Origin of the sequence: Comamonas sp. 23, from assembly GCF_049601575.1 — a bacterium.
Taxonomy (GTDB): domain Bacteria; phylum Pseudomonadota; class Gammaproteobacteria; order Burkholderiales; family Burkholderiaceae_C; genus Comamonas; species Comamonas squillarum.
On the sequence record NZ_CP187127.1, the window covers coordinates 4116610 to 4136996 of the forward strand.

Genomic DNA, 20387 nt, shown 5'->3' on the forward strand with positions numbered 1-20387 from the left:
CTGCTGCTCCCTGTGCTGCTAGAGCACCGTCATTTTTACGAGAAATCCGATGAAGAACGCCAGCGCGATCGACGCCAGAATCCATGCCAGTCGCCGGTTGGCCTTGCGCTGCGCCGGCGTGATCATCCAATCACCTTGGTCGCAGTCGCATCCAGCTTGGGCGGGGTCTCAAAGGTGTGGAATGGCGCGGGCGATGGCACCTCCCACTCCAGGCCTTCGGCACCTTCCCAGGGCTTTTGGGGAGCCTTCTCGCCGCGGTGGCGCATGCCGGGCCAGACCACAAAGGCGAAGAAATACACCTGCATCAGACCAAAGCCGAAGGCGCCGATCGAGGCGATCATGTTGAAGTCGGCAAACTGCATCGGGTAGTCGGCATAGCGGCGTGGCATGCCGGCCAGACCCAGAAAGTGCATCGGGAAGAAGGTGATGTTGAAGAAGATCAGCGAGCCCCAGAAGTGGATGCGGCCGCGCGACTCCGAATACATCACGCCTGTCCACTTGGGTGCCCAGTAGTAGTAGCCAGCGAACATCGAGAACAGCGAACCGGCCACCAGCACATAGTGGAAGTGCGCCACCACGTAGTAGGTATCCTGCAGCTGGATATCGATGGGCGCCATCGACAGGATCAGGCCGGTGAAGCCCCCCATCGTGAACACAAAGATAAAGCCCACCGAGAACAGCATCGGCGTCTCGAAGGTCATCGAGCCGCGCCACATCGTCGCCACCCAGTTGAAGATCTTCACCGCTGTGGGCACCGAGATCAGCATGGTCGCATACATGAAGAACAGCTGGCCGGTCACCGGCATGCCGGTGGTGAACATATGGTGCGCCCAGACGATAAAGGACAGGATCGCAATCGCTGCCACCGCATAGACCATCGAGGCATAGCCAAACAGCTTCTTGCGGCTGAAGGCCGGCACGATCTGGCTGATGATGCCAAAGGCCGGCAAGATCATGATGTAGACCTCGGGGTGGCCGAAGAACCAGAAGATATGCTGGTACATCACTGGATCACCACCGCCAGCGGGATTGAAGAAGCTGGTGCCGAAGTGGCGGTCGGTCAGGGTCATCGTGATTGCGCCAGCGAGCACCGGCATCACGGCAATCAGCAAGTAGGCGGTGATCAGCCAGGTCCAGGCGAACATCGGCATCTTCATCAAGGTCATGCCTGGCGCGCGCATGTTCAAAATAGTGACGATGATGTTGATCGAGCCCATGATGGACGAGGCGCCCATGATATGCATCGCAAATATGCTGGTGTCCATCGACGGACCCATTTGCAGGGTCAATGGCGCGTACAAGGTCCAGCCGGCAGCGGGCGCGCCGCCGGGCATGAAGAACGAGCCCACCAGCATCAGGCCGGCCGGGATCATCAGCCAGAAGCTGAAGTTGTTCATGCGCGCAAAGGCCATGTCGCTCGCGCCAATCTGCAGCGGCAGCATCCAGTTCGCAAAGCCGACAAAGGCCGGCATGATCGCGCCAAACACCATGATCAGCCCGTGCATCGTCGTCAGCTGGTTGAACAGCTCGGGGTTGACCAGCTGCAGCCCAGGCTGGAACAGCTCGGCACGGATCAGCAGCGCCAGCACGCCACCCACCATCAGCATGGTGAACGAGAACAGCAGGTAGAGCGTACCGATGTCCTTGTGGTTGGTGGCAAACACCCAGCGCCGCCAGCCCGTGGGCGCACCATGGTGGTGGTCGTCGTGGGCATGGTCGGCGTGGCCGTGGTCGCTATGGCTGGGGTCTGTGGGGAGAACAGCGCTCATAAATCTTGACTCCGATGGCTCTTCTAGGGCTTGCACGCCTTAGGGTGCAGCAACAATATCGACACGGCGCGCCTGGCTGTCAGCGCCCTCACCTGCGGTTATGGTCTGCGGCTTGCGCATCTCGATACGCGCCTCTGCCACGCCTTGGGCCACCAGCAGCTCGGCCACGGCCTGCGCGCGCTTCTTGGCCAGCTCGGCATTCTGGTCGGCATTGCCGGTGCCATCGACAAAACCGGACAACGCCACCTTGCCGCTTTGGCCGGCCAGCGTGGTGGCGGCTTTCTTCACGGCCTCCTGGGCCTGGCTGTCGAGCTCACTCTTGCCACTGGCAAACAGCACCTGGGAGATCGGCGCCTCTGCGGTGGCCGATGCCGATGCCGCAGCAGGCGCAGCAGGCGCAGCGGTTGCAGCAGCGCCGGCATCAGACGCCGCAGGGGCCGCGGCGGGGGCTGCAGCCGGCGCAGCACCTGCTAAGCCTCCGCCTTCCGGGAATTTTCCGGTACGTGCCGCGACAAACTGGGCTGGCTGCACCATGGTGCCGGTCTTGTTGCTCCAGTGGTTCTTGGTAAAGGTGACGACCGCTGCCAGGTCGGTATCGCTCAGCTGTTTCCAGGACGGCATGGCGCCATTGGCGCGGCCTTCGAGCACCGTGTGCATCATGTCGGCCGTGGGGCCCAGCACCACCGGGCTGCCATCCAAGGCCTTGATGGGGCCGGCCCCCTTGCCATTGGCCTGGTGGCAGGCGGCGCAGTTGGCGGCATAGACCTTCTCGCCCCGGGCCACCAGTGCGGCCAGCTCCCAGACCTTGTTGGGGTCATCGGCCTGCGCGGCCAGCAGTTTCTTTTGCTCGGCGACCCATGCGGAGTAATCGCTGGCCGACAGCACCTTCACATGGATGGGCATGTAGGCATGCTCCTTGCCGCACAGCTCGGCGCACTGGCCATAGTAGTCGCCGGTTTTCTCGGCGCGGAACCAGGTGTCGCGCACAAAGCCGGGGATCGCATCCTGCTTGATGCCAAAGGCCGGCACCATGAAGGAGTGGATCACATCGGCAGCGGTGGTGATGATGCGCACCTTCTTGTCAACGGGCACGACCAAAGGTTTGTCGACGCGCAGCAGGTAGTCATTGGGCGCCTTGGAGACATCGCCGCTGTTGGACATCGCGCGCTGGCCGCTGTCCAGCGTAGAGATAAAGCTCAGGCCCTCGCCTTCGCCGGTCAGGTAGTCGTAGCCCCATTTCCACTGGTAGCCAGTCACCTTCACCGTCAGGTCGGCATTGGTGGTGTCCTTTTGTGCGACCAGCACCTTGGTCGCCGGCAAGGCCATCAGGATCACTATGATGAAGGGCAGCACCGTCCAGGTGACCTCGACCGTGACCGATTCATGGAAGGTGGCGGGCACCGCCCCCTTGGATTTGCGGTGCTTCCAGATGGAATAGAACATCACCGCGAACACACCGACAAAGATGATGGTGCAGATCCAGAGCATCATCCAGTGCAGCGTGTGCTGCTCCTGGGCAATTCGGGTGACGGGGGGCGCCAGGTTCATCTGCCCAACGGCCGGGCCGCCGGGAAGACTTTGCACCGCATGTGCTGCCGAGGTGAGGCCAGATGCCACCAGCAGCAGCCAAGAAGCCAGCTTATGAGAATCACTTTTCATAGTTGTCACTTACTTCTCATCTTCTCATCGTTATGTAGGGCAGGCTGGGGTGTCCTGTGGGGGGAAGACATCCAGCCGCGTGGTGCAGACACCGCCGGGTGCATCTCCGCTTGCACCCATGCCACTTGGTCATTACAGCGAGCATGGCCGCAACCGCGCAAGATTGCAACCCATGCAATCCCGGGATCATTGGAGATTGACAACAGCAGCTGTCCACCACTGGACAGCGCGCCCATATGTTAGGTGGTTTGCTGAATCACCCAATCGCCTGCGCACAACACATCAGCAGAGCCGGCAGCGGCCCCAGCCATCAGGCGCCACCTGGGCGCCCCTGGCGCAGCATCTGCTGCATGTCCTGTACGCTGATGCTGCTCTCGCCCTGCACTTTCATGCGCGGCGTGGGCTTGAAGGCATGGCCGTAGATGATCTCGAACGAGACCACCAGGCGCCCCTGCTCCTGGGCATCGGCCAGCTTGGCCGTCAGCAGGGCATCGAGCTGGTTGCGCCACTGGCGGCCACGCAGGCCGCCAAAGCGGGCCGGGTGCAGGTTGCGGCCCAGCTCGCGCAGCTCGGCGCGCAACTGGGCGGCGCCTGAGTACGACAGGGTGATGCGCTCCATGTCCATCACCGGCTCGGCAAAGCCGGCCTGCACCAGCATATCGCCCCAGTCGTGCATATCGGTAAACTCATGGCTGGCAGCGGGCCAGCCCTGGCTGGCATAGGCCGCACGCAGCTCCTTGAGCGTATCGGGCCCGAAGCAGGAAAACATCACAAAACCGTTGACCGCCAGGCTCTGGTGCCAGGTCTGCAGCAGCTGCTGGGGGTTGGGATGCTGGTGCAGCGCCATATTGGCCCAGAGCATCTGCACACTTCCGGGCGCCGGCAGGCCCCAGTGCAGCTTGGCCTGGCGCCAGCGGCTCAGCGCCCACCAGGGCTTGTCCAGCTGGCTGCGCAGCAGCGCGGCATGGGCCGGGCGGCTTTCCACGATATGGATATCGGCCGCCGGGTAGCGCTCTGCCACCTGCTGGTGCGCCTCCAGCCCGCCGTATACGGGCTCCCAGCTGCACCAGGCCTCGGGCTTTTGCACGATCCACTGCAGCCGGTCCTGCATGCGACGGCCCACCTCTTCGTGCAGCCAGGGGCTGTGCGCAGGCGCGCGCCGCTGCCAGGCATGGGCGGCGTTGGGGTCGATCGACGGAGGTGCGGTAAATTCAGCCATGGGGGAACACCTGCGCTTTGGCGCGCAGATTATTGATTGGTATTAAAGCGATGACAGCAGCCACACCCGAGAAACACCGGCCCAGCCTGTGGCAGCGTGCGGCCCAGGTGCTGGGCCACTGGCCCAGCCAGTGCCTAGTCTGCCGCAGCTGGCCCAGTGACTGGATCTGCACGGCCTGCGCCAGCGTCTGCTGGCAGCCGGGTCTGCGCCGCTGCAGCCGCTGCGCACTGCCGCTGCCGGCCAGCACCGAGGTCTGCGCCGGCTGCCTGCGCGATGCGCCGCTGTTGCAGCGCTGCCATGCCGCCGTGGACTATAGCCCGCCTTGGGATGCCCTGGTGCTGCGGCTCAAATTTCACCAGCAGCTGGCATGGGCAAACCGCATGGCGCAGTTGCTGCTGCACACGCCGGGGGTGCTGGCCAGTCTGCAGCAGGCCAGCGTCATCCTGCCCGTGCCGCTGTCTGCTGCCCGCATGCGCGAGCGCGGCTACAACCAGGCACTGCTGCTGGCCAAGGCACTGCGCCGCCAGGCCCCTGTCTCGCTGCGACTGGCAACCGTGCAGCCGCGCTACCTGCAGCGTCTGGTGGACACGCCCGCCCAGGCCGGCCTAGGGCGCGCTGCCCGGCTGCGCAACCTGCGCCATGCCTTTGCGCTGCGCCCGGGCCTGCAAGCGCAGGATCTGGGTGCGTGCCCATTGCTGATCGATGATGTGATGACCACCGGCGCCACCTTGGGCGCGGTGGCGCAGCTGCTGCAGGCGCAAGGCGCGCCAGCGGTGCAGGCGCTGGTGTTTGCCAGAACGCCGGCGCCCGGCCAATAGCGCAGCGGTCCACCCTTGTTTGGCGGGGCCGCTACACTGGCGCCCTTGTTTTTGCGCATTTGCCATGTTCAACGTCGTCCTGGTCGAACCCGAAATCCCTCCCAACACCGGTAATGTGATCCGCCTGTGTGCCAATACCGGCAGCCGCTTGCACCTGATCGAGCCGCTGGGCTTTTCGATGGAAGACCGCTTGATGCGCCGCGCCGGCCTGGACTACCACGAGTACGCCGCCACCCAGCGCCATGCCCATTGGGACGCCTTTATCGAACGCATGCAGCCTGCCGCCGACCGCATGTTTGCGATGACCACCCATGGCAGCAGCCCGGCGTTTGATGTGCGCTTTCAGCCCGGCGACTGGCTGGTGTTTGGCTGTGAAACCCGGGGCTTGCCAGTGGCGCTGCGCGAGGGTTTTCCCACCAGCCAGCGCGTGCGCCTGCCGATGGTGGCGGGCCAGCGCAGCCTGAACTTGTCCAATGCGGTGGCGGTGACGGTGTTCGAGGCCTGGCGCCAGAATGGCTTTGCGATGCCGGACGGCACGCCAGCGCAGTAACTACCCACCTGCCCCGCAACCTCAGCGGGGCATGTCTGAGAACCTGTTCAAAGTCTCTTCGCAGCCGCGTTGGAGTGCAATCGGGATGAGTTCGAAGGGATGGAACGCAGCTTGCACCGGGGTGCAAGCAAGGGCCAGCGCGAAGAAATCGCCCGATTTCACTCCAACCCGTAGGGACAGTGGCTTTGCGAGCGGTCTGCTTCGTTGCAGCGCTTGCCAATAGCTGGCTATTGGCTGCGCGCTGTGCCTCGCATCCCATCTCGCAAAGACACTGTCGCGGCGCGAGGAGACTTTAAACAGGTTCTTAGGCTCAAGCCGCGCTTTGCGAGCGCTTGACGAAAAACAGGCCCATGCCCACCAGCATCAGCAGGCCGCCAAACACCTTGTTCTGGATACGCATGGCGCGGCTGTCGCGCAGCAGGCGGCGCAGCACGCTGGCGCTGCCCGCGTAGCCATGCATCACCACGGTGTCGACGGCCAAGGTGGTGGCCGCCAGAATCAGCAACTGCAGCCACAGCGGCCGCTCGGAGGTCATGAACTGGGGCAGCACCGCCACCATGAAGATGATGCCCTTGGGGTTGGTGGCATTGGTCAAAAAGCCGCTCAGCGCCCGCTTTTGCCAGCTGCCGCTGGCGGGCTGCTCGGCCTGGGTGTCCATGATGCCGCCCTTGGCGCGCCACTGGGAAAAGCCGATATAGATCAGGTAGCAGGCCCCGACGATCTTGACGACATTGAAAGCCGTCTCCGAAGCGATCAACAGCGAGCCGACACCGGCCCCGGCAATCAGCAGGATCAGGAGCAGGCCCAATTGCAGGCCCAGGATGGTGGCGCTGGTCTTGCGCACGCCGTACGAGAGCCCGTGGCTCATTGACAACACGGCGCCCGATCCGGGAGATACGGCAATGATGCAAGCCGCAACGAGATACGCCATCCAAGTATGCAAATCCATGGTCCATCCTGAGGCAGCAGAGCCGTCTGCCACCAACGCAGCCCCTGCGGGGCAAAGCGGCGATTATCGCGCGGCCCGGCCAGGCCCGTGGGCGCCGCTGCCATTGCCGAGCATCCGCACATCCCTTTTTGATAGCTAAGGCGGCAATACCCACCTGCGCCAACCGCAAAACATTGCAATAAATTACCGTGACCCGGCAAATAAAAGTAATCTGTGCACCGCAACGACAAAACACCGATAACAAAACGCAAGCATGGAACACGCTCCCGCCTGGCTTACCTATACCTTTCTCTACCTGGCCGCAGCCGTCATCGCGGTGCCGATCTCCCGCGCGCTGGGCCTGGGCACCATCATCGGCTACCTGGTCGCGGGCATCATCATCGGCCCCAGCGGCCTGCAGCTGGTCAGCAATGTGCAGGACATCCTGCATTTCTCCGAATTCGGCGTCGTGCTGATGCTGTTCCTGATCGGGCTGGAGCTGCAGCCCAGCCGCTTGTGGAGCATGCGCCGGCCCATCTTCGGCGTGGGCACCGCCCAGGTGCTGCTGTGCACCGCCGGGCTCTTTGCAGCGGGCCTGGCTTTTGGCTATGACTGGCATCTGGCGCTGATTGCAGCGCTGGGCCTGGCGCTGTCATCGACCGCGATCGCACTGCAAAGCATTGCCGAGCGCAACCTGATGTCCACCACCAGCGGCAAGACCAGCTTTGCGATTTTGCTGTTTCAGGACGTGGCCGCCATCCCGATCCTGGCCATGATTCCGCTGCTGGCCGTGGGCCACCAGGCGGCGCAGAACGACGGCAACATCCTGCTGGAGATCGGCAAGACCCTGGCCATCATCGTGGCCGTGATTCTGGTGGGCCGCTACCTGCTGCGCCCGGTGCTGCGCTGGATTGCGCAAAGCGAGTCGCGCGAGATATCGACCGCCACCGCCTTGCTGCTGGTCGTGGGCATTGCCTTTTTGATGCTACAGATTGGCCTGTCGATGGCGCTGGGCGCCTTTCTCGCCGGTGTGCTGCTGGCCGACAGCGAGTTCCGCGCCGAGCTCGAGACCGATATCGAGCCCTTCAAGGGCCTGCTGCTGGGCCTGTTCTTCATCGCGGTGGGCATGAGCATCGATTTCGCGGTCATCCTGCAGGCGCCGCTCACCATGCTGGTGCTGGTGCTGATGTTCCTGCTGATCAAGTCCGTGGTCATCTATGGGCTGGCCAAGCTGCTGCGCATGCCGGTGCAGGAGCGCCCGCTGTTTACCCTGCTGCTGGCCCAAGGCGGCGAGTTCGCCTTTGTGGTGTTCAGCGCGGCTCAAGCGCAGCGCATCCTGACGCCCCAGCAGTCGTCCCTGCTGATCGGCTCGGTCGCCATCTCGATGGTGGCCACGCCGCTCATCGTGGCGGCGATGGACCGCTGGCTGATGCCCCGCTTTGCCAACCTGGCCAAGGGCGACGATGTGCCGCCTGAGCTGAGTGAGCAGCAGGAGGCCACCGTGCTGATCGCCGGTTTTGGCCGCTACGGCCAGATCGTCACCCGCGTGCTGCTGAGCCAGGGCATCAAGGCGGTGATCCTCGACCACAGCGTGGAGATGCTGGAAGTGGCGCAGAACTTTGGCTACCGGGTGTTCTACGGCGATGCCACGCGCCAGGACCTGCTGCGTATTGCCGGCGCCGAGAAGGCCGAAGTCATGGTGATTGCCGTGGATGACGAGCTGCAGACCAACCAGATCGTGCGCCTGGTGCAGCAGCATTTTCCGCACCTCAAGATCGTCGCCCGGGCCAAGGATGTGGCGCACTGGTATGCGCTGCGCGACATGGGCGTGCACCATGTCGACCGCGAGGTGTTTGACTCCAGCCTGCAGACGGCCGAGAAGGCGCTGGAGCTGATGGGCTACAGCGCCGAAGACGCCCAGTACGTGGTGACGGTGTTCCGCGCGCACAACATCGAGCTGTCGGACAAGATGTACGAACACCACCATGACCGCGAAACCATGCTCGCCGTTGCCAAGCAGGGACGTGAACAACTGGTCGAGCAAATGGCGCGCGAGCGGCAGGAAAGGCAAGAGCAGGTGCAGGAAGCCAAGGACGCACCGAGCAGCCCCTACCCGCCGCCGCCCGAAGACCCGCACAGCCAGATCTGAGCGCCGGCCATCCCTCCACCGCCTTAACCACAGCCCAGCGTCGCTGCCAAGCGCATGCTACGCTGTGCGCCCTATGTTCAACCCCTCCCAAGCCGATGTCCGGCGATTTTTCTGCGCCGCCTATGCCAAGCACCAGGCGGGCCAGCCGATGGAGGCCATCGAAACCCTGGCCAGCCTGTGGATCGATGAGCACCCGGAATACCGCGAAGACCTGAGCGATGTGGACGCGGCCATTGCCCGCAACTACGACCTCACGCCGGAAAAGACCAATCCCTTCCTGCACCTGTCGATGCACCTGTCGATCAGCGAGCAGTGCAGCATTGACCAGCCGCGCGGCATTCGCCAGGCGGTGGAGCTGCTGGCCAAGCGCCTGGGTTCGTTGCACGACGCCCACCATGTGGCCATGGAATGCCTGGGCACGATGCTGTGGGAGAGCCAGCGCTCGGGCCGCCCACCGGACGGCAATGCCTATGTGGCGGCCGTGCAGCGCCAGGCCACCAAAGACTGAGCGGCCAACCACTGGCCAGACTCAGGTGTCAGTTGGAGGCCTGCTTGCTGCGAAAACGCGACTCGGGCACGATTTGCAGCGGACCATCCAGGCTGCCAATGTAGTTGGCCAGCGCCTTCATCTCGGCGTGGGTCAGCTGCTTGGCCATGCCCACCATGATCGGGTGGTTGCGGCCGATGCGGGCGTTTTTCTCGATGGTGTAGGACTTGAGTGCCGCGTAAAGGTAGTCAGGGTGCTGACCGCCGAGCTTGGCGTACGAGGGATCGAGCGGCTTGGAGAAGTTGTCGCCATGGCAGCTCACGCAGGTGCCCTTTTTCAGCAGTTCGGCCACCTCGGCGCTGGGCACCTTGGACGGTTTATCCGCCAGCTGGGTCTCGCCCACCGTGTGCTGCGCGTAGTAGGCGGCCAGATCGGCAATATCTTGCTCGCTCAGCGAATCGGCAATGGCGCGCATCGTCGGATGTTTGCGGTCGCCCTTCTTGTAGGCATGCAAGGCAGCGTCGATGTATTTTTCGCTCTGGCCCGAAATCTTGGGCACCTGGTAGACCTCGGGGAAGCTGGCCTTGTAGCCCACAATGCCGTGGCAGCCGATGCACATCGCCACCTTGCCCTCAGCCGCCTTGGCATTGCCCTTGATCTCCTGCGCGCAGACTGCGCCGGTCGCTGAGGCGACAAGCAAGGCAAATATCGTGGTCCATCTTTTATTCATTGTGCGCACAATCGTGTGGTTCAGGCCGCCGCAGTGATGCGGAGATCTGGGTTTATAGTCAACGCTGTACTGGCCCCGTCATCACGATTCTGCATCCACTTCCATGAAATTCCAAGGCACACAGAACTACGTCGCGACCAATGACCTCATGCTGGCGGTCAATGCGGCAATTACCCTTCAAAGACCGCTTCTCGTCAAGGGGGAACCAGGGACAGGGAAAACCATGCTGGCGGAGGAGGTTGCACAGGCGCTAGGCATGCCGCTGCTGCAGTGGCATATCAAGTCCACCACCAAGGCCCAGCAGGGTTTGTATGAGTACGATGCGGTCAGTCGTCTGCGTGACAGCCAGCTCGCCGACCCCGAGAGCGCAGCCCGCGTCAAGGACATCAACAACTACATCCTCAAAGGCGTGCTGTGGCAGGCCTTCACGGCCGACGCGCCGGTGGCGCTGCTGATCGACGAGATCGACAAGGCGGATATCGAATTCCCCAATGACCTCTTGCGCGAAATCGATCGCATGGAGTTCTACTGCTACGAGACGCGCCAGATGATCCGCGCCAAGCACCGCCCGCTGGTGGTCATCACCTCGAACAACGAAAAGGAGCTGCCGGACGCTTTCCTGCGCCGCTGCTTTTTCCACTACATCAAGTTCCCTGATGCCGAGACCATGCAGCAGATCGTGGCCGTGCACTTTCCTGCGCTCAAGCAGGAGCTGCTGTCGGCGGCGATGAAGGTGTTCTTTGACATCCGCAACCTGCCTGGCCTGAAGAAAAAGCCCTCCACCAGCGAGCTGATCGACTGGCTCAAACTGCTGGTGGCCGAGGACATTCCGCCCGAAGTGCTGCAGACGGCCGACCAGAAAATCGCCATCCCGCCGCTGGTGGGCGCGTTGCTGAAAAACGAGCAGGATGTGAGCCTGTTTGAAAAGCTGGTGTTCATGAACCAGCGCAACCGCTAAAGCCGCCATGGCCACCCCACAGCAACTGCTGATCGAAGGGCTGAGCGATGCAGCCGGTTTTCTCGCCGGCGCGCTGCTGGGCTGGGGCATTGGCGCACTGCTGGGCTGGCAGCTGTTCTCCGAAGGCTATGGCGCCAGCAGCATCGCCGCCATTGCGCTGGTGGGCCTGGGCGGCGGCGCCGGCCTGCAACTGGCCCGGCGCTGGCGCATCCGCCGCAACAACCACACTGAATAGGACGAGGCAATGGCCTTTGTAGAACCCACCGAACTGCGCGCCCGTGGCGTGCTGCTGACCCCGCTGACCTTGGCGCATGAGGCGGGCCTGCGCGCCGCCGCGCAAGACGGTGAGCTGTGGAACATCCGCGTCACCTCGGTGCCCGAGCCCGAGAACACCCGCGCCTACATCGAGCAGGCACTGGCGATGCGCGAAGCGGGCAGCCGCATGCCCTTTGCGGTGGTGGACGAGGCCAGCGGCCAGCTGCTGGGCACCAGCAGCTACCACGACATCGTGCCGGCGCTCAAACGCGTGGAGATTGGCTACACCTGGTACGCCCGCAGCGTGCAGCGCAGCCATGTCAACACCACCTGCAAGCTGCTGCTGCTGACCCATGCCTTTGAGACGCTGGGCGCCGCCGTCGTGGGCTGGCGCACCGACAACTACAACTTTGCCAGCCAGCGGGCGATTGAGCGCCTGGGCGCCAAGAAGGACGGCGTCATCCGCCACCATGCACCGCGCCGCGATGGCACCGTGCGCGACACCGTGCTCTACAGCATGCTCGCCGGTGAATGGCCCGAGGCCAAGGCGCAGCTGCTTTACCTGCTGAACCAGCCGCGCTGAGATTAAAGAAACGGCTGATTTAAGCCGTCTGCAGGTTCAGCACGCCCAGGTACTGCTCCGGCAGAATCTGGCGCAGATGGGTTTTGACATTGTCGGCATAGCCGGTGTTGGTCATCTGCTCGAGGAAGGTGACCATGTCCACCAGGCCCAGGAGCAGCTCTGTCTCGTCGCTGGCCTGCTGCACCCGCACGGCAAGCGCCATTGCATCGGCACTGCGCTGCATCTGCAAAATCCCCACCGCATACATCTTGCAGCCCGCCAGCGAGCGTTTGCTGCCCTGGCTGGCTCGCGTTTGCTCGACATACACGGGCGCGGCGGCCGGGCTGGGCGCCACCTGCACTGGCGCAGGCACGGGCGCAGGTGCTGCGACGGGAGGCGGTGGCGGTGGCGGTGCGGGAGCCGGAGGTGGTGGAGCGGGTGGCTGCTGCATCGCCAGATAACCTGCCGTGACCAAGGCATCGAGCACGCTGCCAGCGCTGTCCCCGACCCAACGCGCGATCTCTTGACGCGAGCGGTTGCCATCGCACAAGATCAGAATCTGGCGCTCCTGCACGGACAGGCTGCCGCGGTCACGCAACGCCTGGCGTGCCTTGTCCGTTTTGATCATCACCATGACAGCTTGCCTTTTGAGTACCCGTTAGACTGGAAAGGCTAGCGCCAAACTGTTACGGATTGTTTACAAGACCATGTTGATAGACTTTTTCTACACCTTGCGCGCGGCCAAGTTGCCAGTGTCTGTCAAGGAGCTGCTCACCTTGCTCGAAGCCCTGGACAAGGGCCTGGCCGGGCCCCGCTCCGAGGACGCCTGGAGCTTGGACGATTTTTATTTTCTGGCCCGGCTATGCCTGGTCAAGGATGAAAAGCTGTTCGACAAGTTCGACCAGGCCTTTGGCGCCTACTTCAAGGGCATGGAGATGCTCACCGACTGGAAGAAGGAGCTGCCCGAGGACTGGCTCAAGCAGGTGCTGGAAAAAGAGCTCAGCGCCGAGCAAAAGGCTGCCATCGAGGCGATGGGCTGGGACGAGCTGATGGAGACGCTCAAAAAACGCCTGGAAGAGCAAAAAGGCCGGCACGAAGGCGGCAACAAATGGATTGGCACCAACGGCACCAGCCCCTTTGGCCATGGTGGCTATAACCCGGCAGGCGTGCGCATTGGCGGCCCGGGCAAGAGCCGCAGCGCCGTCAAGGTCTGGGAGCAGCGCGCCTACCGCGATTACGACGACACCCAGGAGCTGGGCACCCGCAATATCAAGGTGGCACTGCGCCGCCTGCGCCGCTTTGCCCGTGAAGGTAATGAACTGGAGCTGGACCTGCCAGACACCATCCGCGCGACCGCCGCCAATGCCGGCTACCTCGATATCAAGATGGTGCCCGAGCGCCATAACCATGTGAAGGTACTGCTGCTGATGGATGTGGGCGGCACCATGGACGACCATATTCAACGCGTCGAGGAATTATTCAGCGCCGTCAAAAGCGAGTTCAAGCACCTCGAGTTTTATTATTTTCACAATTGCGTCTACGACTATATGTGGAAGAACAATAAACGCCGCTACGCTGAGAAATTCCCCACCTGGGACATCATCAGAAAATATAACAAAGATTACAAACTCATCTTTGTGGGCGATGCCACAATGAGTCCATACGAAGTCCTACAAGCCGGGGGCTCTGTTGAGTACAACAATGAGGAACCTGGGGCCGAGTGGCTGAAGCGATTGACCTATGCCTTTCCGAAACACGCCTGGATCAATCCGGAGCCGCAAGGCGTGTGGCAATATCGCCAAAGCATCAGCCTGATACAACAACTCGTAGGCGATCGTATGTTCCCTCTGTCACTCAAAGGGCTGGAGGACACCATGCGCTTGCTGTCAAAGTGACCATGCGACACCGTCTGACAACGCCGGTTCTGCCGGCGTTTTTTATTCTTACTGCTGCCCTGCTCGCAGGCTGCAGCAGCACTCCCAAGGCCGATGACGCGGACGACTCCGCGACGCATGCCAGCAGTGAGCCCGCGTTTGATATCACCGTCAAGGCCCCCAAGAAGGTGCGCGAATACCTGGAGCAGTATGTGGAGCTCAAGCGCTACCGCAACTTTCCCGGCCTGCAAATGACGGAGATGACGCGCCTGCTGGGCGGCGCCGATGAAGATGTGCGTGAGCTGATGGGCACCTTGGGCTACTTCAGCCCCGAGATCAAGATCGATGCCTATGACACCGGAGCGGCTCCCGCCGACAGCGGCATATCGGCAGAAAACAGCCAGGCGCGCCCGCAGCTGGTCATTGAGGTCGAACCCGGCCCGCAGACCAAGGTGACCGAGGTGGAACTGGACTACAGCGGCGAAGTGACCCAGGAGAAGAACTTTCCCGCACGTCGCGCGCGCTTTGAGCGCAACTGGGATCTGCAGCCCGGCGAGGGCTTTACCCAGAAAGAATGGAGCAGCGCCAAGTCCGAGGGCCTGCGCAGCCTGCAGCGCAACCGCTACCCCACGGCCAAGATCAGCAACAGCCAGGCCAATATCGATGGTGATACCAACGAGGCCAAGCTCTCGGTGGGCTACGACAGCGGCCCGCTCTACAAGTTTGGTCCGCTGCGCATCGAAGGCGCCGAGCGCTACGACGCCCAAGGCATAGCCCGCATTGCGCGCCTGCCCAGCGGCCAGAACTACAGTGAGGCCGACATGCTCGACGCCCAGACCCGGCTGGCGGGCAGCGGCTACTACGACTCGGTGTTTCTGACGCTGGACACCGACACCGCCAACCCCAAGGAAGCACCGGTGATCGCCCAGGTGCGCGAGGCCAAGATGCAAAAGGTGGTGTTCGGTATCGGTATGTCCACCGACACCGGGCCGCGCCTGAGCCTGGACCACACGCACAACAAGATGCCCTGGCTGGGCTGGCGGGCGGTGAGCAAGTTCTCTTTCGAGCGTGACAAGAAGCTGCTGTCCACCGAATGGACCGATCTGCCCAAGGAAAGTGGCTGGGCCTACTTTGGCGCGGGCGAGGTCAAGCGCGAGCTCAATGGCGACTTCACCGTCAACTCCATGCAGCTGCGCGGCGGCCACAAAAAAAGCAGCGACCATATCGACCGCAGCGCGTTCTTGCAGTACGACTTCTCGTCGGTGCAGGGCCAGGAGAAGATCCCATCGAGCAGCGCGCTGAGCGTGAACTACGGCTGGACGGGCCGCTATTTCAACAACAACACCGACCCCACGCGCGGCTACGGCATTGCCGCCGAGCTGGGCGCGGGCTACACCATCACGCCGGACCGCGACCCCTTTGTACGCAGCCTGCTGCGCTGGCAAGGCTTTGTGCCGGCAGGCAAGGTCACCGCGCCCAATGGCAGCTCGCGCAGCGCGCGCATCGCACTGCGGGCCGAGGGCGGCGCCATCCTCGCCAAGGACTCGGCCGTGATCCCGGCCACCCAGCTGTTCATCACCGGTGGTGACACCACCGTGCGCGGCTATGGCTACAAGAAGATCGGCACCCGCGTGGCCGATGACCAGGTCTACGGCGGCCGCTATATGTATGTGGGCAGTGTCGAGTACCAGCGCCCCCTGGTGCGCAATGGCGAGATCAGCGCCTGGGAATCGGCCGTGTTTGCCGATGTGGGCTCGGTCGCCGACAAGGCCGGTGATCTGTCGCCCTACTGGGGCATTGGCACGGGCCTGCGCTGGCGCAGCCCCGTGGGCGCGCTGCAGGCCGATGTGGCCTACGGCTTGAAAGACGAACGCTTCCGCTTGCACCTGCGTCTGGGATACAGCTTCTAAAACATGGCAGATACACACGCAACCGCACCAACCGCCAGCGCAGCGCAACCAGCGGCGTCGCCGCCCAGCGGCCCTTCTTCCCCCAAAAAGCGCAGCGGCCTACGGCGCGCCGTGCGCGTGCTGCTGTGGCTGTTCGTCGCCCTGATCCTGCTGCTGGCCGCCCTCGTGGGCGGTGCCTGGTGGTGGACCGGGCAGAACGATTCGCTCGCCCGAAGCATCGCCCTGGCCCAGCGCTTTTTGCCGGCCGGCATGCAACTGCAAGCGCAGGACGTGCAAGGCAGCCTGCGCGGCGGCGGCAGCATTGGCCAGCTGCAGTGGAGCAACCCGTCGATCAGCGTGCAGGTCGAGCAAGCCACCATCGGCTGGAGCCTGGACAAGATCTGGGACCGCGAGCTGCGCCTGGCGCCCATCCATATCGCCAAGCTCAGCATCACGCCGTCGGGCATCGACCAACCCAAGGAACCCAGCCAGCCTCTGGAGCAGCTGCCCCTGCCGCTGCGCGTGCTGGAGGTGCCCTTCGCGGTGGACGAGATTGTCTGGGCTGCGCCCAAGCCCATCACCGTCACGCAACTGCAGGGCCACTACCTTTATGCGGCGGACAAGCACCAGCTGCAGATCGACGAGGTCGAGGCCTTCAACAGCCTCCTGCAGTTCAAAGCCGATGTGGATGCGCTGGCGCCCATGCAGATCGCTGCCGATCTGAAAGCCCAGCTGGACCAGCCCGCCACCGACACCCTGCCCGCCATCCTGGCCGATGCCGGTGTGCAGGTGACCGGCACCTTGTCCGGCCTGGATGCCGCCTTGCGCGTGCAGGCCCAGGTCAAGCCGCAGTTTGAGGCAGCTGCCGCCAAGCCTGCCGCTGCCGATGCACCGGCACCCACCGCCGCCCGCAAAAAGACGGCCGCCAAGGCGCCATCGGCGCAAGAGAAAGCCGCCAAGGCCCAGGCCGCCCGTTCCGCCCAGGCGCTGGCGGGCGCCGCGCCGATGCAGGCCAACGTCGATGCCACCGTCTACCCCTGGCGCCCCTGGCCGCTGGGCCCCGCGCAAGCCCAGCTGCAAAGCGTCAACCTGGCTGCCTTTTTGCCCAGCCTGCCCACCACCTTGCTCAATGGCCAGCTGACTGTGACGGAGGCGGCCGCTGATCTGCTCAGCAGCACCCATGCCGCCCATCCAGCGCCCGCACTGTTGGATGTGCCGGTGGACCCCATGGCCACCAGCAGCGCTGCACCAGCAGGTTCAGACACCTCAGATACCAAGCCCGCCGCGCCCCCTGCGCTGCTGCCGGTGCCGCTCGATATCCAGATCGACCTCAGCAACGCCCTGCCCGGCCCTATCAACCACCAGCACCTGCCCGTCAGCGCCGTGCAGACCCATGCGCTGTTTGATGGCCAGCGTGTTGATGTGCTAGGCGGCAGCCAGGTGCAACTGGGCAGCGGCAGCCTGAGTGCCCAAGGCCACTACCGCCTGGCGGACCACCATGCCGGCATCCAGGCGGCGCTGCGCGCGATCAACCCGGCGCTGGTCGACACCCGCATCGACAGTGCACCGCTGTCTGGCAGCCTGTCGGCCCAGTCGCAAAACGACGCCATTGTGTTTGACGCCAACATCACGTCCGACCGCCGCACACCGGCCAAGGCCACAGCAGCGAGCACCAGCTTGCCGATCGACCGCGTGATCGCCAAGGGCCAGTGGAAAGCGCCCGAGCTGCAGCTGCAAAGCGCGCAGATCGATGCGCTGGGCGCCCACATCAGCGCCAAGCAGCTGACCGCCAACATCGACCAGCGCAGTGGCGCGGGCGAGCTGTCGGTGCAGGCGCCCGGTGCCAACCTGGACGCCAAGGCCCAGGCCGCGCCCCAGCAAGGCCAGGGCACCATCGCACTGCGTCTGAGCAGTGCCGAGCAACTGCTGCAATGGCTGCGCAAGCTGCCCGGCATGGCCCAGACGCTGCCCGAGGGCATGCTGGCCCAGGGCAGCCTCGACGCCAAGCTGCGCTTTAGCGGCGGCTATGGCGATGCGCTGCGCCAGCTGCAGCAAGCGGGGCTGCTGGCCCAGCTGCCTGCGGGCATTCCCACCGGCGGCCAGCCCTTTGCGCTCGATGCCAACATCACCACCCCGCAGCTGAGCGTGCGCACCAGCGCCGATGCCGCGGACCTGTGGCAGCTGCGCGATACCGAGCTGGCGCTGGTCGGCAACCTCAAAAAAGTGCAGCTTGATCTGCGTGCCCAAGCCCAGCATGGCGAGCAGCAGATGGCCGCCCAGGTCAGCATGGCCGCCAACAGCACGGCGGCCAAACAGTGGAGCGGCGCCTTGAGCAAGCTGCAGGCGCGCGCCACGCTGCCGCCCAATAAGGCGCCGTGGCAGGTGCAGCTGCAGCAGCCGCTGGACTTCAAACTGCAGCTGCCCGCCGGCAACCAGCCACTGCGCGCCAGCACCGGCGCCAGCCAGTTGCAGCTGACCGGGCCCGAGCCCGGCACGGTCACCCTGCAATGGAACCCCCTGCAGTTCAGCCAAGGGGCAGACAAAGCGGTACAACTGCAAAGCACCGGCAGCCTGCAAGGCCTGCCCCTGCGCTGGATCCGTGCTTTCCAAAAGCCCGATCCCAGCCAGGCGCAAAAGCACAGCCCTTTTGACTCTGACCTGGTGGTCCAGGGCCGCTGGGATGTCAACACACAAAACGGCCTCAACGCCAAGGTCGAGATCGAGCGCGCCAGCGGCGATCTGCAGCTGCACACCCAGGGCAGCGCGCCCACAAACGTCACCTTCCACTCGAGCGGCAAGGAAGGCGCGGTCTCCAAGGCCTTCTCGGCCGAAGGCCAGACGATCATCGCCCGCATCCGCACCGCCAAGGTCGAGCTAACCGTGCAGGACCGCCAGGTGCGCAGCCGCGTGCAATGGGATTCGGTCAACGCCGGCCAGCTCACGGCCGATGTGCAAACCGCGCTGCAGTACGAAGGCAAGAACTACCTGGGCGCCACCGTGGCCCCCGATGCACCGCTGTCCGGCAACGTGCAGGCCCAAATGCCTGACCTGGGCATCTGGGCCAGCTTTGCCCCACCGGGCTGGCGCGTTGCCGGCAGCCTGGCGGCCAATGTGCAGCTGGCGGGCAACCTGCAAGACCCACGCTGGAGCGGCACCATCACCGCAGACAAGATGCATATCCAGTCGCAACTGGATGGCGTGGACCTGCGCAACGGAAGCCTGCGCGCCCAGCTTAACGGCAATACGCTGGAGCTGCAAAGCCTGCACTTTGACGGCGGCGAAGGCAGCCGCGCGCGCATTGCCGGCTACAGCGGCAACCTGACGGCCGCGCCCACCAGCGGCGGCACGCTCGATGCCACCGGCACCATCAGCTGGACCATGCCGCAAAACGGCGCCGCGCCCGATATCCGCATGGACATCCGCACCCAGGCCAAGGCGCTGCAGGTGCTGGTGCGCGCCGACCGCCAGGTCAGCGTCTCGGGCCAGGTGCGCAGCCAGCTGCAGCAGGGCCAGCTCAGCATCACTGGCGACCTGAAGGTGGACCGCGCCAGCATCATGCTGGCCGATGAATCCTCGCCCAAGCTGGGCAGCGATGTGGTGGTCAGCACCAAGGCCAGCCGCGCAGCCGCCGCAGAAAAAGCCAAGCAAGAAGCGGCCAAGGCCGCACAGGCCAAGCTCGATGCCCCCGCCGGCCGGGTCGAGCCCGCCAAGCCGCTGATCCTGAATATCAAGCTGGACATGGGCCGTGACTTTGCGCTGCAAGGCTATGGCATCACCACGCGCCTCACTGGCACACTCAATGTGCAAAGCAGCGGCAGCGCCGGCATCGGCATGCCGCGCATCACCGGCGTCATCAGCACCGAAGAAGGCCGCTACCGCGCCTGGGGCCAGGTGCTGAATGTGGAAACCGGCCTGATCCGCTTCAACGGCCCCTACAACAACCCCTCACTCGATATTCTGGCGCTGCGCCCCAATATCGCCGTCAAGGCCGGCGTGCAGGTCAGCGGCTCGGCGCAGGCGCCGCGCGTGAGCCTGTATTCCAACCCGGAGATGCCCGATGCGGAAAAGATCTCTTGGGTGGTCATGGGCCGTGATCCTGGCCAAGGTGGCGCCAGCAGTGCGCTGATACAGCAGGCCGCACTGGCTTTGCTGAGCGGAGGCTCGGGCGAGAGCGTGACCGGCAATATCGCCAAGAGCCTGGGCTTTGACGAGATCGGCATTGGCGGCACCGACCGCGATTCCGCCAGCCTGTCCGTCGGCAAGCGCCTGTCGCAAGACCTGTACGTGACCTACGAAGCGGGCCTGGCCGGGACCTTGGGTGCGCTGTACATCTTCTACGACTTCACACGCAACCTGCAGCTGCGCGGCTCAGCCGGTACGACCAGCGCGCTGGACCTGATCTATACCTTGCGCTATGACTGATGGAGCCCATGAGCGCGTGCCATGCGCGATGTGACCTATGACAGGCCCCTGCAGTTGCCAAACGGCGGGGGCCTGTTTGCCAGGGGTTCCGCAGACGTTAGGCTCAGCGTTGCGCTGG

At 64.0% G+C, this 20387-nt stretch carries 17 protein-coding genes; 10 read left to right on the forward strand and 7 right to left on the reverse strand.

What is annotated here, in order from left to right; genetic code table 11:
• Window positions 1-18: 18 nt before the first annotated feature.
• The 4 genes from ACPEE1_RS18670 to ACPEE1_RS18685 all read right to left on the reverse strand — a co-directional run bounded on the left by ACPEE1_RS18670 (window position 19) and on the right by ACPEE1_RS18685 (window position 4647).
• Entirely contained in the window at window positions 19-126 is a 108-nt protein-coding gene (locus ACPEE1_RS18670) for a cytochrome oxidase small assembly protein (RefSeq protein WP_021026279.1), read from the reverse strand.
• Window positions 123-1769, reverse strand: a complete 1647-nt coding sequence (gene ctaD / locus ACPEE1_RS18675; RefSeq protein ID WP_116924682.1) for a cytochrome c oxidase subunit I — start codon at window positions 1767-1769, stop codon at window positions 123-125. Before ctaD ends, ACPEE1_RS18670 begins: the two co-directional genes overlap by 4 nt.
• A 39-nt stretch (window positions 1770-1808) precedes the next feature.
• Window positions 1809-3428 (reverse strand): cytochrome c oxidase subunit II, encoded by a 1620-nt coding sequence (gene coxB, locus ACPEE1_RS18680; protein ID WP_182345092.1) that lies wholly within the window; start codon window positions 3426-3428, stop codon window positions 1809-1811.
• 310 nt (window positions 3429-3738) lie between these two features.
• The gene (locus ACPEE1_RS18685; protein ID WP_182345091.1) at window positions 3739-4647 is read right to left on the reverse strand and encodes a biotin synthase; all 909 of its coding nucleotides are present in this window, start codon (window positions 4645-4647) and stop codon (window positions 3739-3741) included.
• Window positions 4648-4697: 50 nt separating this feature from the next.
• On the opposite strand from ACPEE1_RS18685, the gene ACPEE1_RS18690 reads away from it, so the two are divergent.
• Both ACPEE1_RS18690 and trmL read left to right on the forward strand, forming a co-directional pair.
• Window positions 4698-5465: a ComF family protein gene (locus ACPEE1_RS18690; RefSeq protein ID WP_232539541.1), complete on the forward strand. Its 768-nt coding sequence runs from the start codon at window positions 4698-4700 to the stop codon at window positions 5463-5465.
• A gap of 64 nt (window positions 5466-5529) precedes the next feature.
• Window positions 5530-6015 carry a tRNA (uridine(34)/cytosine(34)/5-carboxymethylaminomethyluridine(34)-2'-O)-methyltransferase TrmL gene (gene trmL / locus ACPEE1_RS18695; protein ID WP_182345090.1) on the forward strand — a complete coding sequence of 162 codons (486 nt, stop codon included), beginning with the start codon at window positions 5530-5532 and terminating at the stop codon, window positions 6013-6015.
• Window positions 6016-6325: 310 nt separating this feature from the next.
• Here trmL and ACPEE1_RS18700 read toward each other — a convergent pair whose 3' ends face one another.
• Window positions 6326-6964, reverse strand: coding sequence for a LysE family transporter (locus ACPEE1_RS18700; RefSeq protein WP_116924678.1), 639 nt, complete (start codon window positions 6962-6964; stop codon window positions 6326-6328).
• A gap of 253 nt (window positions 6965-7217) precedes the next feature.
• Here ACPEE1_RS18700 and kefC point away from each other — a divergent pair, with 253 nt between their 5' ends.
• Both kefC and ACPEE1_RS18710 read left to right on the forward strand, forming a co-directional pair.
• Entirely contained in the window at window positions 7218-9092 is a 1875-nt protein-coding gene (gene kefC, locus ACPEE1_RS18705; protein ID WP_182345089.1) for a glutathione-regulated potassium-efflux system protein KefC, read from the forward strand.
• Between the two features lie 73 nt (window positions 9093-9165).
• Complete coding sequence (locus ACPEE1_RS18710; RefSeq protein ID WP_021025342.1) at window positions 9166-9600, forward strand: DUF1841 family protein; 435 nt, start codon at window positions 9166-9168, stop codon at window positions 9598-9600.
• A gap of 28 nt (window positions 9601-9628) precedes the next feature.
• On the opposite strand, the gene ACPEE1_RS18715 is transcribed toward ACPEE1_RS18710, so the two are convergent.
• Window positions 9629-10309 (reverse strand): c-type cytochrome, encoded by a 681-nt coding sequence (locus ACPEE1_RS18715; protein ID WP_182345088.1) that lies wholly within the window; start codon window positions 10307-10309, stop codon window positions 9629-9631.
• Window positions 10310-10412: 103 nt separating this feature from the next.
• On the opposite strand from ACPEE1_RS18715, the gene ACPEE1_RS18720 reads away from it, so the two are divergent.
• Genes ACPEE1_RS18720 through ACPEE1_RS18730 form a run of 3 tightly spaced genes read left to right on the forward strand, consistent with a single transcriptional unit; the run spans window position 10413 to window position 12105 of the window.
• Complete coding sequence (locus ACPEE1_RS18720; protein WP_021025344.1) at window positions 10413-11267, forward strand: AAA family ATPase; 855 nt, start codon at window positions 10413-10415, stop codon at window positions 11265-11267.
• Between the two features lie 7 nt (window positions 11268-11274).
• Entirely contained in the window at window positions 11275-11502 is a 228-nt protein-coding gene (locus ACPEE1_RS18725) for a hypothetical protein (RefSeq protein ID WP_021025345.1), read from the forward strand.
• A gap of 9 nt (window positions 11503-11511) precedes the next feature.
• Complete coding sequence (locus ACPEE1_RS18730) at window positions 11512-12105, forward strand: GNAT family N-acetyltransferase (protein WP_116924673.1); 594 nt, start codon at window positions 11512-11514, stop codon at window positions 12103-12105.
• A 19-nt stretch (window positions 12106-12124) separates the two neighbouring features.
• Here ACPEE1_RS18730 and ACPEE1_RS18735 read toward each other — a convergent pair whose 3' ends face one another.
• Window positions 12125-12718, reverse strand: a complete 594-nt coding sequence (locus ACPEE1_RS18735; protein WP_182345087.1) for a hypothetical protein — start codon at window positions 12716-12718, stop codon at window positions 12125-12127.
• Window positions 12719-12791: 73 nt separating this feature from the next.
• On the opposite strand from ACPEE1_RS18735, the gene ACPEE1_RS18740 reads away from it, so the two are divergent.
• From ACPEE1_RS18740 to ACPEE1_RS18750, 3 genes are read left to right on the forward strand one after another with little or no spacing between them, the layout of a single operon-like run.
• Complete coding sequence (locus ACPEE1_RS18740) at window positions 12792-13979, forward strand: vWA domain-containing protein (protein ID WP_423934365.1); 1188 nt, start codon at window positions 12792-12794, stop codon at window positions 13977-13979.
• Between the two features lie 2 nt (window positions 13980-13981).
• Window positions 13982-15868: an autotransporter assembly complex protein TamA gene (locus tag ACPEE1_RS18745; RefSeq protein WP_182345086.1), complete on the forward strand. Its 1887-nt coding sequence runs from the start codon at window positions 13982-13984 to the stop codon at window positions 15866-15868.
• Window positions 15869-15871: 3 nt separating this feature from the next.
• Window positions 15872-20269 (forward strand): translocation/assembly module TamB domain-containing protein, encoded by a 4398-nt coding sequence (locus ACPEE1_RS18750; RefSeq protein WP_423934369.1) that lies wholly within the window; start codon window positions 15872-15874, stop codon window positions 20267-20269.
• Window positions 20270-20387: the final 118 nt, after the last annotated feature.

Excerpts from the sequence above, each read along its gene's own strand:
- ACPEE1_RS18670 (WP_021026279.1), bottom strand. The coding sequence starts at position 126 with ATGATCACGCCGGCGCAGCGCAAGGCCAACCGGCGACTGGCATGGATT.
- ctaD (WP_116924682.1), bottom strand. The coding sequence starts at position 1,769 with ATGAGCGCTGTTCTCCCCACAGACCCCAGCCATAGCGACCACGGCCAC.
- coxB (WP_182345092.1), bottom strand. The coding sequence starts at position 3,428 with ATGAAAAGTGATTCTCATAAGCTGGCTTCTTGGCTGCTGCTGGTGGCA.
- ACPEE1_RS18685 (WP_182345091.1), bottom strand. The coding sequence starts at position 4,647 with ATGGCTGAATTTACCGCACCTCCGTCGATCGACCCCAACGCCGCCCAT.
- ACPEE1_RS18690 (WP_232539541.1), top strand. The coding sequence starts at position 4,698 with ATGACAGCAGCCACACCCGAGAAACACCGGCCCAGCCTGTGGCAGCGT.
- trmL (WP_182345090.1), top strand. The coding sequence starts at position 5,530 with ATGTTCAACGTCGTCCTGGTCGAACCCGAAATCCCTCCCAACACCGGT.
- ACPEE1_RS18700 (WP_116924678.1), bottom strand. The coding sequence starts at position 6,964 with ATGGATTTGCATACTTGGATGGCGTATCTCGTTGCGGCTTGCATCATT.
- kefC (WP_182345089.1), top strand. The coding sequence starts at position 7,218 with ATGGAACACGCTCCCGCCTGGCTTACCTATACCTTTCTCTACCTGGCC.
- ACPEE1_RS18710 (WP_021025342.1), top strand. The coding sequence starts at position 9,166 with ATGTTCAACCCCTCCCAAGCCGATGTCCGGCGATTTTTCTGCGCCGCC.
- ACPEE1_RS18715 (WP_182345088.1), bottom strand. The coding sequence starts at position 10,309 with ATGAATAAAAGATGGACCACGATATTTGCCTTGCTTGTCGCCTCAGCG.
- ACPEE1_RS18720 (WP_021025344.1), top strand. The coding sequence starts at position 10,413 with ATGAAATTCCAAGGCACACAGAACTACGTCGCGACCAATGACCTCATG.
- ACPEE1_RS18725 (WP_021025345.1), top strand. The coding sequence starts at position 11,275 with ATGGCCACCCCACAGCAACTGCTGATCGAAGGGCTGAGCGATGCAGCC.
- ACPEE1_RS18730 (WP_116924673.1), top strand. The coding sequence starts at position 11,512 with ATGGCCTTTGTAGAACCCACCGAACTGCGCGCCCGTGGCGTGCTGCTG.
- ACPEE1_RS18735 (WP_182345087.1), bottom strand. The coding sequence starts at position 12,718 with ATGGTGATGATCAAAACGGACAAGGCACGCCAGGCGTTGCGTGACCGC.
- ACPEE1_RS18740 (WP_423934365.1), top strand. The coding sequence starts at position 12,792 with ATGTTGATAGACTTTTTCTACACCTTGCGCGCGGCCAAGTTGCCAGTG.
- ACPEE1_RS18745 (WP_182345086.1), top strand. The coding sequence starts at position 13,982 with ATGCGACACCGTCTGACAACGCCGGTTCTGCCGGCGTTTTTTATTCTT.
- ACPEE1_RS18750 (WP_423934369.1), top strand. The coding sequence starts at position 15,872 with ATGGCAGATACACACGCAACCGCACCAACCGCCAGCGCAGCGCAACCA.